The 12,359-nt window shown below is 69.3% G+C and carries 11 protein-coding genes, 3 tRNA genes and 1 pseudogene; 10 read left to right on the top strand and 5 right to left on the bottom strand.

Going from position 1 to position 12,359, the window contains the following annotated elements; translation table 11 throughout:
* From DSY14_RS25340 to DSY14_RS25320, 5 genes and pseudogenes are all read left to right on the top strand, one after another.
* Nucleotides 1-334 (top strand): annotated as a pseudogene (locus DSY14_RS25340) (hypothetical protein); the annotation flags it as partial.
* Entirely contained in the window at nt 335-2,122 is a 1,788-nt protein-coding gene (locus tag DSY14_RS25335; protein ID WP_211719128.1) for an ATP-binding protein, read from the top strand. It begins immediately after the preceding pseudogene.
* Between the two features lie 80 nt (nt 2,123-2,202).
* Nucleotides 2,203-2,388, top strand: coding sequence for a hypothetical protein (locus DSY14_RS25330; protein ID WP_211719127.1), 186 nt, complete (start codon nt 2,203-2,205; stop codon nt 2,386-2,388).
* Entirely contained in the window at nt 2,385-2,600 is a 216-nt protein-coding gene (locus tag DSY14_RS25325; RefSeq protein WP_211719126.1) for an AlpA family transcriptional regulator, read from the top strand. Before DSY14_RS25330 ends, DSY14_RS25325 begins: the two co-directional genes overlap by 4 nt.
* Nucleotides 2,600-4,063 (top strand): tyrosine-type recombinase/integrase, encoded by a 1,464-nt coding sequence (locus DSY14_RS25320; RefSeq protein ID WP_211719125.1) that lies wholly within the window; start codon nt 2,600-2,602, stop codon nt 4,061-4,063. Before DSY14_RS25325 ends, DSY14_RS25320 begins: the two co-directional genes overlap by 1 nt.
* Here the strand turns inward: DSY14_RS25320 and DSY14_RS25315 are convergent.
* Nucleotides 4,061-4,134 (bottom strand) — tRNA-Ile (locus DSY14_RS25315). The two genes, DSY14_RS25320 and DSY14_RS25315, sit on opposite strands and share 3 nt — an antisense overlap.
* A gap of 263 nt (nt 4,135-4,397) precedes the next feature.
* On the opposite strand from DSY14_RS25315, the gene DSY14_RS25310 reads away from it, so the two are divergent.
* Complete coding sequence (locus DSY14_RS25310; protein ID WP_211719124.1) at nt 4,398-5,390, top strand: malate dehydrogenase; 993 nt, start codon at nt 4,398-4,400, stop codon at nt 5,388-5,390.
* A gap of 144 nt (nt 5,391-5,534) precedes the next feature.
* A complete protein-coding gene (locus DSY14_RS25305) occupies nt 5,535-8,024 on the top strand; it encodes an RNA helicase (protein WP_211719129.1) in 2,490 nt (829 codons plus the stop codon).
* A gap of 81 nt (nt 8,025-8,105) precedes the next feature.
* On the opposite strand, the gene DSY14_RS25300 is transcribed toward DSY14_RS25305, so the two are convergent.
* Both DSY14_RS25300 and DSY14_RS25295 read right to left on the bottom strand, forming a co-directional pair.
* On the bottom strand, nt 8,106-8,609 hold the full coding sequence (locus DSY14_RS25300) for a dCMP deaminase (protein ID WP_211719123.1): 504 nt from the start codon (nt 8,607-8,609) through the stop codon (nt 8,106-8,108).
* Nucleotides 8,606-9,310, bottom strand: a complete 705-nt coding sequence (locus DSY14_RS25295; RefSeq protein ID WP_211719122.1) for a dihydrofolate reductase family protein — start codon at nt 9,308-9,310, stop codon at nt 8,606-8,608. Before DSY14_RS25295 ends, DSY14_RS25300 begins: the two co-directional genes overlap by 4 nt.
* A 569-nt stretch (nt 9,311-9,879) precedes the next feature.
* Here DSY14_RS25295 and DSY14_RS25290 point away from each other — a divergent pair.
* Nucleotides 9,880-10,767, top strand: a complete 888-nt coding sequence (locus DSY14_RS25290; RefSeq protein WP_211719121.1) for an SAM-dependent methyltransferase — start codon at nt 9,880-9,882, stop codon at nt 10,765-10,767.
* A gap of 162 nt (nt 10,768-10,929) precedes the next feature.
* Here DSY14_RS25290 and DSY14_RS25285 read toward each other — a convergent pair.
* Nucleotides 10,930-11,002 (bottom strand) — tRNA-Asn (locus DSY14_RS25285).
* Nucleotides 11,003-11,061: 59 nt separating this feature from the next.
* A tRNA-Asn gene (locus DSY14_RS25280) sits at nt 11,062-11,134 on the bottom strand.
* 159 nt (nt 11,135-11,293) lie between these two features.
* Between DSY14_RS25280 and DSY14_RS25275 the strand changes: the two genes are divergently transcribed.
* Both DSY14_RS25275 and DSY14_RS25270 read left to right on the top strand, forming a co-directional pair.
* Nucleotides 11,294-11,626 (top strand): hypothetical protein, encoded by a 333-nt coding sequence (locus DSY14_RS25275; protein ID WP_211719120.1) that lies wholly within the window; start codon nt 11,294-11,296, stop codon nt 11,624-11,626.
* Nucleotides 11,627-11,628: 2 nt separating this feature from the next.
* Nucleotides 11,629-12,168 carry a hypothetical protein gene (locus tag DSY14_RS25270; RefSeq protein WP_211719119.1) on the top strand — a complete coding sequence of 180 codons (540 nt, stop codon included), beginning with the start codon at nt 11,629-11,631 and terminating at the stop codon, nt 12,166-12,168.
* The last annotated feature ends 191 nt before the right edge of the window (nt 12,169-12,359 follow it).

Genomic DNA, 12,359 nt, shown 5'->3' with positions numbered 1-12,359 from the left:
CGTGCTCTCCGCGATCACCACCGACGACCGACGCCGCGTCGCCTACGTGCGGGCCGCAGTGACCGGGGAGCTAGCCAGGGTTCGAGGCGCCCAACCCGGCACCCGCAACGAGAACCTCTACATCGCCGCAGCCTCGTTGGGTCAACTCGCCCGCGAAGGGCTCCTGGAGACCGGCTGGATCGCCTCCGCGCTGCACAACGCCGCCCTGGAGGCCAACACCGCGGGCGACCCCAACAGCTCCCGCGAGCTCCAGACCACCATCCGCTCCGGCCTGAACAAAGGCCTGCGCGAACCCCGACGCACCACACCACGACCAGGAAGGACGGCCGCCTAGATGAGCGGGAACAGCGACGAGAAGAAGCCCTCCCAGGCCACACTCCTCATCGAGATGGCCGACCGCCGAGTCGACGTGGTCGCCGGCGCGGATGGCCGCTCCTACGCGGTGAGTCGTGGAGGACCCCGGGTCGCGTTCCCGCTCCTGCGCAAAGACGGACTACGAGCGCAGCTGGCCCGCCAGTACTACGCCGAACACCACTCCGTACCGAGCCAGAGCGCGCTCACCGACGCGATCTCGGTACTGGAAGGACGCGCCATGGATCAAAGCCCCCAGGACATCAACCTACGCCTGGCCACGCACCGCACCGAGACCGGAGAACAGGTCATCATCGACCTGGGCACCCCCGACGGTCGATGCGTCGTGGCCGGCCCCCGCGGCTGGCACGTCACCGACCAATCTCCGGTCCTGTTCCGGCGCACTCGCCTGACCAGTCCCATGCCCGACCCCGGGCCGGCCGGCAACACCGACCGGGGTCTGGCCGCGCTGCGAGGGCTGCTCAACGTCGACGAACCCGCCTTCCGGCTGGTCGTGGGCTGGCTGGTCGCGGCCATGCTGCCCGACATCCCCCACCCCATCCTGGCCGCCAAGGGGGAACAGGGCACCGGGAAGTCGACGGCATTGGCCATGCTCATCAATCTCATTGACCCCTCCCCGGCTCCGCTGCGCTCCCTGCCCAAGGACATCAAGACCTGGGCGACCGTGGCCTCCGCCTCCTGGGCCGTATGCCTGGACAACGTCTCCACGATCCCGATGTGGCTGTCGGACACCCTGTGCAAGGCCGTCACCGGCGACGGCCTGGTCGACCGGGCCCTGTACTCCGACGACGACGTGTCCGTCCTGTCGTTCCGCCGGCTCATCGCGCTCACCTCGATCGACACCGGTTCTTTGGCCTCGGACTTGTCCGAGCGGATGCTGACCGCGGAGTTCCTGCCGATCAAAGGAGACCAGCGCCGCACCGACGCCGAGGTCAAGGCCAGCTTCGACCGGGCGGCCCCCGCGATCCGCGCTGCGCTTTTGGACCTGCTGTGCCAGGTGCTGGGTGAGTTGCCCACCACCCACCTGACCGAACTACCGCGGATGGCGGACTTCGCCCGCATCCTCGGCGCCCTGGACCGGATCATGGGCTGGGAGACCCTGCACGCCTACCGTGCCGCCTCCGAGATCAGCAGCGCAGACCTGTTGGACGCCAAACCATTCACCTCCGCGGTCGCCGACTTCATCGACCAACGCGGCTCGTGGACCGGGTCGATCAGCCAACTCCTGGGCCTGATCCCGGCACCCGAAGTACGCCCCCGCTCATGGCCGGTGGACGCCACCCGCGCCTCCGGTCAGCTCAAACGCGACGCCCCGGTGCTGCGCAGTATCGGCATCACCGTCGAAGAGGCCGGCCGGTCCAAGGACCGACACCGCCGCCAGCTCTACACCTTCACCGCCCACGCCATCACCGTGCAGGCCACCATCCAGCCTCCACAGACCGAATCGGCCACCACCACACCGGTGAACAGCCAGAACACCCTCCCCTGGGGCCAACAGCCCGACACGAATGGAGCGGAGGCTACCGACACAGACTCCGCAGCCTCCGCGACAGACTCTGCACGAAACACCAGCTCAACGGCGGCTCTGGAGCCTACGGAGCCTGCGGAGGCTGTCTTCCCCCAACTCTCTGAAAGTGCCCCACCCATCGAGGCCGGCACCTGCACCTCCTGCGCAACCACATTCCGACGCTCCGAAGCCACCACGCACCCGACGACGTGCACCGGCTGCGCACACAGCCACCGCACCTGACCGCACACACGAAGCGGCCCCGGCTCGTACCGCCAAGCACCCGCCGGGGCCGCACCTCATCAAAAGGAGGCACCACCAGCATGACCGAGTCCAGCAAGCACCGCCTAGACCTGGCCAGGGTTCGCGTGATCGGACCACCCGACGTCGTGGAAAAGGTGGTCGAGGCAATCACCACCGCACTGACTTCCGCCTCCCCCTCGAAGCCCTACCCGAGCCGCCACAACGCCGGCCACGTTCGCGTCTACCTGGAGGTCACCCCCGTATGAGCACCAAGACCCTCAGCATCCCGGCACCACGGTCTCGGAACTGGCTGACCGTCGACGAGTTCTGCGAAGACATCGGCATCGCGCGGTCTACCTTCGCGGACTGGCGGGCCAAGGGCCGCGGACCGAAGTGCGCGAAGCTGCCGAGTGGCCGGCTACGCATCCGTCTCAGCGAGGCGGAGAGGTTCATGGCCTCGCTGGAGGACGCCTCCTGATGGACGATTCGACGTACGAGGTACGGATCTGGAAGAAGTTCGAGGTCTACCGGGGCAAGCGGAAGACCACCCACACTGTGCGTTGGCGGGTGGGTGACAAGAGGTTCCGTGAAGCACACAGCACGGCGGCGATGGCCGACTCCTTCCGCTCCGAGCTCGTGGCCGCGACCAACCGTGGGGAGGCCTTCAGCTTCACCACGGGCCGGCCCTGCTCCTGGGCCAAGGTCGAGGAGGCAGAGGTCTCGTGGTTCGACTTCGCACGCGACTACGTGGATGCGCACTGGGGCTCCGCATCCGCGGGGCACCGGCTCGATCGGGCCAAGTACCTGGCGAAGGCCAGCATCGCGATGATCGACCAGGAGGCACCCGGTCGCCCGGACGAAGGCATCTTGCGGGAGGCTCTGCGGAACTGGGCCTTCAACAAGGCGCACCGTGGTCGTGAACGGCCTCCCGAGATCGAGCACGCGTTGGTGTGGCTGGCACGACACACGCTTCCGGTGCGGCGGCTGGAGGATCCGGTACTGGCTCGCTTGACCCTGACGAGGGTCACCAGCAGGTTGCCGGAGAACGGTGGCGGGAGCCTGGGAGCGAAGGCCGCGACCAAAGGCAAGCGCATCCTGTCGCACTGTCTCGACTTCGCGGTGGAACAGCGGCATCTGCCCGCCAATCCGGTGAGTTTCCACAGGAATCCGGCGGGTGCGATCAAATGGTCGCCACCGAAGATCAGCAACGTGGTGGACAAACGGTCCGTGCCCAACCCCGCGCAGGCTCGTCTCCTGCTCGATGCTGTGGCCGAACAGGGACGTAGTGGCCACCTCCTACGTCCATTCTTCGCGGTGATGTACTTCGCCGGGCTGCGGCCGGAAGAGGCCGTCAACCTTCGCTGGACGGACGTGGCCCTGCCCAGGTTCGAGTGGGATGCGGAGAGTCGGTCATGGGTGGCACCCGCGGACGCCTGGGGCGAGATCACCGTGCGTGAGGTCGCCCCGGACGTGGGAGGTCTGTGGACCGACAGCGGTGGCCAGAGGGATCGGAGGCCACCGAAGGGACAGGCAGAGGGTGAGTCCAGGCCGGTCCCCTGCGCCCCCAAGCTGAGCCTCATCCTGTGGGAGCACGGCCGGCGCGAGGAAAGGGGCCCCGACAACCTCGTGTTCTTCGGGGAGCGTGGTCGCCAACTCGCGACGAGTACCTACTCGAAGGCGTGGAGAAAGGCGCGTCGTATGGCGCTCACGGCGGAACAGTTCGAGGGACTCCTCGCGCGGCGCCCGTATGACCTGCGGAGCGCGTGTGTGTCCACCTGGCTGAATCAGGGGGTGAATCCACCGCAAGTGGCGGAATGGGCCGGACACGGCCTTGATGTCCTACTTCGGATTTACGCCCGGTGTCTGGACGGTGGCGAACGGGAGCGCCGCTGGCCTGTATCCGCAGGTCGGCGGCGCTTTTTGTGCGTTGGGGAGGGGTAGGCCGGGCAGGACTCGAACCCGCGACCCAGGGATTATGAGTCCCCTGCTCTAACCGACTGAGCTACCGGCCCTTCGCCGTTGGCAAACGTCATCCTAACAGGGTGTGTCCGCCGTTTCCGCGCTCGAATCCACTGCACCGTAGGGGTTGCCCGCCCCCGTCCACCACGCCGCGCGCTCGCTGACCCGACCTTGCCCGCCGGCGCGGACAGCGCTCGGTCTAGGGTGGGCAGGTGCGGCGCGCGCCTGGCCATAACCCCTGGGCCCGGCACCGGAGCCGCCACGAACCCGTTGGTAACATCGCGGGTCGCACATCGTCGTCAGGAGAGTTCACGCCATGTCCAAAGCACCCGTCAACGTCACCGTCACCGGCGCCGCCGGCCAGATCGGCTACGCCCTGCTGTTCCGGATCGCCTCCGGCCAGCTCCTCGGCGCCGACACCCCGGTGAAGCTGCGCCTGCTGGAGATCCCGCAGGCCGTGAAGGCCGCCGAGGGTACGGCGATGGAGCTCGACGACTGCGCCTTCCCGCTGCTCCAGGGCATCGACATCTTCGACGACGCCACCCAGGCCTTCCAGGGCACCAACGTCGGCCTGCTGGTCGGCGCCCGCCCCCGCGGCAAGGGCATGGAGCGCGGTGACCTCCTCCAGGCCAACGGCGGCATCTTCAAGCCCCAGGGCGAGGCGATCAACGCCGGCGCCGCCGACGACATCCGCGTCCTGGTGGTCGGCAACCCGGCCAACACCAACGCGCTCATCGCGCAGAGCCACGCCCCGGACGTCCCGGCCGAGCGCTTCACCGCGATGACCCGTCTCGACCACAACCGCGCGCTCACCCAGCTCGCCAAGAAACTCGACGTGTCGATCAACGACATCAAGAAGCTGACCATTTGGGGCAACCACTCCGCCACCCAGTACCCGGACCTGTTCAACGCCGAGGTCGGTGGCGCCAACGCCGCCCAGGCCGTGAACGACCAGGCCTGGCTGGAGAACGACTTCATCCCGACCGTCGCCAAGCGCGGCGCCGCGATCATCGAGGCGCGGGGCGCGTCCTCCGCCGCCTCCGCCGCCAACGCCGCGATCGACCACGTCCACGACTGGGTGAACGGCACCCCCGAGGGCGACTGGACCTCCGCGGCCATCCCCTCCGACGGTTCCTACGGTGTGCCCGAGGGCCTCATCTCGTCCTTCCCGGTCGTGTCCCGCAACGGCGCGTGGGAGATCGTCCAGGGCCTGGAGATCGACGCGTTCTCCCGCACCCGCATCGACGCCTCCGTCCAGGAGCTCGTCGAGGAGCGCGACACCGTCCGCGAGCTCGGCCTGGTCAAGTAGGACCCGAGCGCACGACGGCCACGGGCACGCCCTCGCGGGGGCGTGCCCGTCCGTGTGCACGGCCCCGGTGAGGGGACGAACACCTCGGCACGTCCCGAGGGGGGTGTGAGAACGGGCAGTATAGAGACCGTGAGTCTCATCGATGTGCTTCCGGCCGAACCAGAACCCGATTCCCTGTTCGAGGCGTTCGCCTCGTGGGCCGAGGAGCGGGGCCTCACCCTCTATCCCCATCAGGAGGAGGCGCTGATCGAGGTCGTCTCCGGGTCGAACGTCATCCTCAACACCCCCACCGGCTCCGGCAAGAGTCTGGTCGCCACCGGTGCCCTGTTCGCCGCGCTGGCCCGGAACGAGTGCGCGTTCTACACCGCGCCCATCAAGGCGCTGGTCTCGGAGAAGTTCTTCGACCTGTGCAAGATCTTCGGCACCGAGAACGTCGGCATGATGACCGGTGACGCCTCCGTCAACGCCGACGCGCCCATCGTGTGCTGCACGGCCGAGGTCCTGGCGCAGATCGCCCTGGCCGAGGGCGGGGACGCCGACATCAACACCGTCATCATGGACGAGTTCCACTTCTACGCCGAGCCCGACCGCGGGTGGGCGTGGCAGGTGCCGTTGTTGGAGATGCCTCAGGCCCGGTTCCTGCTGATGTCGGCCACGCTCGGCGACGTCAGTCGTTTCGAGGAGGACCTGGAGAAGCGCACCGGACGGTCGACCGCCGTGGTCTCCTCCGCAGAGCGCCCGGTCCCCCTGTACTACGACTTCCGGTACACCCCGTTGCACGAGACCCTGGAGGAACTCCTCGGCGACGGCAACGCCCCCGTGTACATCGTGCACTTCACCCAGGCGCAGGCCGTGGAGCGCGCGCAGTCGTTGACCAGTATCAACATGTGCACCAAGGAGGAGAAGGCGAGGATCGCCGACGAGATCGGCGCCTTCCGCTTCACCACCAAGTTCGGCCGCAACCTGTCGCGGTACGTGCGGCACGGCATCGGTGTGCACCACGCCGGGATGTTGCCCAAGTACCGACGCCTGGTGGAACGGCTGGCCCAGGCGGGTCTGCTCAAGGTCATCTGCGGCACGGACACCCTGGGGGTGGGCGTGAACGTGCCCATTCGCACCGTGTTGTTCACCGCGCTGAGCAAGTACGACGGGGTCCGGGTGCGCCGTTTGCGGGCCCGGGAGTTCCACCAGATCGCCGGGCGCGCCGGCCGGGCCGGGTTCGACACCGTCGGCAACGTGGTCGCCCAGGCCCCCGAACACGTCATCGAGAACGAGAAGGCCCTCGCCAAGGCCGGTGACGACAGCAAGAAGCGCCGCAAGGTGGTGCGCAAGAAGGCGCCGGACGGGTTCGTGTCCTGGGACGAGGCGACCTTCCGCAAACTCATCGAGGCCGATCCGGAGCCGCTGACCTCGCGGTTCCGGGTCAGCAACGCCATGCTGCTGAGCATCATCGCCCGGCCCGGCAACTGCTTCACCGCGATGAAGCACCTGCTCACCGAGAACCACGACGATCGTAAGACCCAGCGTCGGCACATCCACGAGTCCATCGCGATCTACCGCTCCCTGTTGGACGGCGGCATCGTGGAGACGTTGCCCGAGCCCGACGAGCAGGGTCGCACCGCCCGGCTCACCGTGGACCTGCAGGCCGACTTCGCGCTGAACCAGCCGCTGTCGACGTTCGCGCTGGCGGCGTTGGACCTGCTCGACGTGGAGTCGCCCTCCTATCCGCTCGACGTGCTCAGCGTCGTGGAGTCCACCCTGGACGACCCCCGGCAGATCCTCGGCGCCCAGCTCAACAAGGCCCGTGGCGAGGCCGTCCAGCAGATGAAGATGGACGGCATCGAGTACGACGAGCGCATGGAGCGGTTGGAGGAGGTGGACTACCCCAAGCCGTTGGAGGAACTCCTCGACCACGCCTACGAGGTGTACCGGCGCGGCCACCCCTGGGTCGGGGACCACCCGCTGCGTCCCAAGACGGTCGCCCGCGACATGTACGAGCGGGCGATGACCTTCACCGAGTACGTGGGCCACTACGATCTCGCCCGCTCCGAGGGTCTGGTCCTGCGCTACCTGGCCGGCGCCTACAAGGCGCTCAACCAGACGGTGCCCGACGACGCCAAGACCGAGGAGCTGCGCGACCTCATCGAGTGGTTGGGCGAGCTGGTCCGTCAGGTCGACTCCAGTCTCCTGGACGAGTGGGAGAAGCTCACCAACCCCGAGGAGGAGGCCGAGGGCGAGGAGCCGACCGAGGAGCGGATCCGACCGGTCACCGCCAACCCCCGCGCCTTCCGGGTCCTGGTACGCAACGAGATGTTCCGCCGGGTGGAGTTGGCCGCCCGCCGCCGCTACGGCGACCTGGGCAAACTGTCCGAGGACGACGAGTGGGACGGCGAGGAGTGGGCCGAGGCCGTCGAGGCGTACTTCGCCGAGCACGACGAGATCGGTATCGGACCGGACGCGCGCGGCCCGAAGATGCTCCTCATCGAGGAGGAGAAGGACGTGTGGCGGGTCCGGCAGATCCTCGCCGACCCGGAGGAGGACCACGACTGGGGCATCAGCGCCGAGGTCGACCTGGCCGCCTCCGACGCTGAGGGCCGGGCGGTCGTCCACGTCACCGACGTGAACCGGATGTAGGGGGAAGGACGCGGTGGGCGTCCCGCGCCGTCGACGACGGCGCGGGACCCGTGGGCCGCGCGGTCCTGGGTGGGCGCCGGGTCAGGTGGACCGGGGAGCCCCTCCGAGCAGGTGGGCGTTGACCTCCCGCACCTGCGCTGCGAGGTCGGGGCGTTCCACCACGGTGCGTCCGGCCGCGGCCAGGCGCTCGGCCCCGTCACAGTCAACGAACACGTCGGGTTCCCGCCAGGCGAGCACCACCCGCGGGATCGGGGTCAGCAGGATCAGGGCGCTGCACGAACGCGGCCGGGAGGCGCGGGCGCTGCAGGGTTCCAGGGAGCTGTAGATCGTGGCTCCGGTCAGCCGGGGATCGGTGAGGTCGAGGTCGCGCAGGGCGACCTCCTCGGCGTGGTCGTGGGGGTCGTCGCGGCGCGAGTGGCCCTCGCCGAGGACCAGGCCTTCCGCGGAGACGACCACGGCGCCCACGGCGAACGCGGTGGTCGAACGCGGGCTGGACCGGGAGAGTGCGACCGCGCGTTCCAGCCAGTGGGTGTCGGCGTCCCCCGGGGCGGGCGCCGGACCGCGGTCGCCGGGCACCGTGCTCATCGGTCCTCTCCCCGGTCGAGGCGGTAGCGCAGGACCGCGATCTCGCCCAGGGCGCGTGCCTCGACCAGACGCATGGGCGCCTGGGGGGTGTAGGGGTAGGCGGCCGGGTGGACGAAGCTCGGGGCGTCCGGTTCTCCGACGAAGAACGGTGCGACGGCCAGCCTCAGCTCGTCGACCAGGCCGGAGGTGAGGAAGAGGGTGTGGATGTGGCCGCCCCCCTCGACCAGCAGACGGGTGACACCGCGGTCGGCGAGGTCGGCGAGGATCGCGTCCACCCGGGGAGGGTCACCGGCGTCGACCACGTCCGCGGGCGGGTCGGTCGCGGGCCGACCGGCCAGCAGGCGGGTGGCGGTGGCCACGCCTGCTCCCCCGGTGTACACCACCGCGCCGGCGTCGCCGGTGGCGAAGAGGCGCGCCCGCGGGTCCACCTCGCCGCCACGGGTGAGCACGGCCTTGAGGAGGTGCTCGGTGCGCCCCTGTGCGCGCCGGCGCTCGCGCAACGCCTGTGAGCGCACCAGAAGTCGCGGGTCGTCCGCTCTGAGGGTGCCCACTCCGACCAGGATCGCGTCGCAGCCGGCGCGCAGTTCGTCGATCTCGGCGAAATCGGCCTCGTTGGACAGACGGAGCCGTTCGGGTCCGGTGTCGTCGATGCGGCCGTCGACCGACATCGCGCAGCTCAGGATGGTGTAGGGACGGTCCATGATCCCAGGTTAGCGGTGGGCGGGTCCGCTCCCGCCGATGATCCGTTCACGGCGCGTTCCGTTTCCGGCGCCCCGCATTCGACGCGCGGGACGGCTCTCGGTGAAACGAATACGGTCGACCCGCGCGCCTTTGGATTTGTGCTGGCAGTGGTCGGTATCGGAATTGGACGGTCCCCATTCCGTAGGGATCGGAAGTGGTTTTCCCCGGTCCGTTTCCGTATCCGTTCTCGGTCGGACCGTTCGTGACGGAGGACCCGGGACCCTCGTGGGTCGTCACAGGAGGCGACCGGTTCCCCGGGAGTCCCGGTGAAGCCCGGTGCCGCAGTCACTTCGGGGCTCGGCCGCTCCCGTGCACGTGCACCGTGTCCCGTTCTTCACATAATGGACATTCGACGTATAGACGCAAGGAAGCGCAGGTCGCGCCTTGCCCACCCCGCGCACCGCTTCGAGGTCGACCTCGGGCGACGATTTTCGCGACCTGTATCCTGGACTCGGTTAACAACCGGGCGAACTCGGAATACAATCCTGGGAGTCGACCACACTTCCCCACCTCAGACAAGAGGACGGCGATGTCTCGTTTCACCTCCCCCGATTTCCTGAGGCAGGCGGGGGACAAACACGTCAGGGCCAAACCCCCGCCGCCCGTCAACCTGACCAGGGCCAACATCAGCCGGCTCCACTCCTTCCACCTCAAGGGCAAGGACCACTTCGAGGTGGATCGGGAGTTCGCCGCGCAGGCCGATCGGATCGCGCCGGGCTTCGTCGACCTCGTCCTGGGTGAGCGCGCCTTCCTGCAGCGCGCCGTCCGACACATGGCCGCGGACCTGGGCATCACCCAGTTCCTCCAGGTGGGGGCCGGACTCCCCGCGCCGGGCGACCCCCACCGGATCGCCCTTGAGGTCAACCCGCGGGCCCGCGTGGTGTACGCGACCTCGGACCCGGTGGTCCTGACCCACCACCTCGCGCTGACCAGGGACGGCCGCACCGCCACGGCCGTACCCGCCGGTCTGGAGAACCCGGCCCGGTTGCTGCACGACCCGGAGAGCCACCACTTCCTCGACCTGGACCGTCCGGTCGGGCTCCTGCTCACCGGCACCGTCTCGCACGTCACCGACGCCGAGACGGCGGCCCGCAACATCGCCACCCTGCGCGAGGCCCTCGCCCCCGGCAGCCACATGGCCCTCAGCCACTACTGCCGCCCGGACCCCACGCGGCACCCCAGGGACGCACAGCGCGCCGAGCAGCTCGAAGACCTGTTCCTGCGTCATCTCGGCCACGGTCACTGGCGCACCGAAGAAGAGGTCGCCGCCTTCTTCGACGGCTGGACCTCGGTCGCCCCCGGCCTGCTCCAGGCCCAGAAGTGGCGCACCATGCCGGTCGCTCCCCCGGTCCCGGGCAGCTACCAGATGCCGCACCGCAACCGACGACTGATCATCGGCGGCATGGGCCGCATCTGACCGCGACACCCCCGCCACCCGCGTTGGAGCCTCTCCGGGCCCGGCAGCGGGCCGGGGTGCACCCTCTCGCACGTCTGCGCGCCACGGGTGCCGTTCCGTCATGCCCAGACCCCGCACACGACGAAGGCCCGCCGGATTCCTCCGACGGGCCTCGCCTCACCGCTCCCGCGACTGGACTCGAACCAGTAACCTGCCGGTTAACAGCCGGCTGCTCTGCCGATTGAGCTACGCGGGATCGCGCTTTCAGGAACAGCGTAGCGGTCGAGGCATACGCCCGCACACGCTTTCTCCCGGCTCCCGCGACTGGACTCGAACCAGTAACCTGCCGGTTAACAGCCGGCTGCTCTGCCGATTGAGCTACGCGGGATCGCGCCACCCCAGGGCCCGTAGGCCTTGGCGACATCACTAGACTAGCGCGCTTCAGGAGTGCTCGTGACCGGTGTCGACTCGTGTCGGCGCAAGCACGACAGGGTAACGTCGGGGCACGGACCACTCCGACAGTCACCAAGGTCGTAAAGAGGGACCCATGCGCTACCGGATCACTTTCGTCGCCGGACTCGCCATCGGATACGTCCTGGGCGCCAAGGCGGGCAGGGCCCGCTACGAACAGCTCGCGCGGGCCTCGCGCAAGGTCGCGGACAGCCCCCTCGTACAGGAGGTGGCCGGTCTCGTCGGCGCCCAGGCGAGCAACGCCGGTCGTGTCGTCTACGACAAGGCGGTGGAGAAGATGCCCATCACCTCCGTGCGGGACTTCCTGGCCCGGCCCACCGATGAGGAGGAGGAACTCCTCGAGTGGGAGGCGAGGATCGTCAACGGAACCGCGCCCGAACCCCGCACCGGCCCCGACCAGGACATCTGACCATGGCCTGGTTCGGACGCGACGTACCCGACGCGATCCGCTCCCGGTTGGAGCGCGGCGAGCGCGTGCTGGCGCACGTGCCCGTCGCCGCTCCGGCCGGGACCGGCCCGGCACCGGAGGGGCGACCACCCGTACTGGCGGCCACCACGCGCGCCCTGTACCTGCCCGACGGCCACCCGGTCCCCTGGCAGGACATCGACCAGGCCAAGTGGAGCGCGGACGAGCTGAGGTTCGTCGAGGAGGGGCACGGCGAGCGCGCCGTGCGTCTGCGCACCGAACTGACCGGCGGCGCCGTCGACTACCGGCGCATGGCCGAGACGGTCGCCGAACGCGTCACCTCCACCATCCTGGTCAACCGCTTCGTCCCCTTCCCCACCCCCGATTCCACCGAGGGTTTCCGGTTGGTGGCCCGGCGGCCCCCGCTCGGCAACGAGATCGACTGGCGGGTGCACCTGGGCGAGGGCCTGGACCCCGAGGACCCGCGTCTCTCGGACGCCGTCTCCCGGGCTCTGGCGCTCGTGCGTGAGCAGATGGGCGTCTGAGCCGCACGATCCCCGTCGACGAGCGACGCGGGCCCTAACGAGGACGGACGAGCCCCCAGGCCGGCCGGGAGAACCGCGGACCCGCGGCTCACCCGGCCCCGGGGGGTCGTGCTTTCGGACGCCGGCGGGCCCTGCTCTCTGTGACCCGGAGGGGTGCCGGAGGGGCGATCGCGAGGAACGAGCCATCACAC

The organism is Nocardiopsis sp. MG754419 (genome assembly GCF_018207095.1).
In the GTDB taxonomy this organism is placed as follows: Bacteria; Actinomycetota; Actinomycetes; order Streptosporangiales; family Streptosporangiaceae; genus Nocardiopsis.
Note: the sequence above shows the minus strand (reverse complement) of the source record. Positions and strands in the feature narration are given on the sequence as shown.

Excerpts from the sequence above, each read along its gene's own strand:
- DSY14_RS25325 (WP_211719126.1), top strand. The coding sequence starts at position 2,385 with ATGAGCACCAAGACCCTCAGCATCCCGGCACCACGGTCTCGGAACTGG.
- DSY14_RS25335 (WP_211719128.1), top strand. The coding sequence starts at position 335 with ATGAGCGGGAACAGCGACGAGAAGAAGCCCTCCCAGGCCACACTCCTC.
- DSY14_RS25295 (WP_211719122.1), bottom strand. The coding sequence starts at position 9,310 with ATGGACCGTCCCTACACCATCCTGAGCTGCGCGATGTCGGTCGACGGC.
- DSY14_RS25310 (WP_211719124.1), top strand. The coding sequence starts at position 4,398 with ATGTCCAAAGCACCCGTCAACGTCACCGTCACCGGCGCCGCCGGCCAG.
- DSY14_RS25275 (WP_211719120.1), top strand. The coding sequence starts at position 11,294 with ATGCGCTACCGGATCACTTTCGTCGCCGGACTCGCCATCGGATACGTC.
- DSY14_RS25330 (WP_211719127.1), top strand. The coding sequence starts at position 2,203 with ATGACCGAGTCCAGCAAGCACCGCCTAGACCTGGCCAGGGTTCGCGTG.
- DSY14_RS25290 (WP_211719121.1), top strand. The coding sequence starts at position 9,880 with ATGTCTCGTTTCACCTCCCCCGATTTCCTGAGGCAGGCGGGGGACAAA.
- DSY14_RS25320 (WP_211719125.1), top strand. The coding sequence starts at position 2,600 with ATGGACGATTCGACGTACGAGGTACGGATCTGGAAGAAGTTCGAGGTC.
- DSY14_RS25300 (WP_211719123.1), bottom strand. The coding sequence starts at position 8,609 with ATGAGCACGGTGCCCGGCGACCGCGGTCCGGCGCCCGCCCCGGGGGAC.
- DSY14_RS25270 (WP_211719119.1), top strand. The coding sequence starts at position 11,629 with ATGGCCTGGTTCGGACGCGACGTACCCGACGCGATCCGCTCCCGGTTG.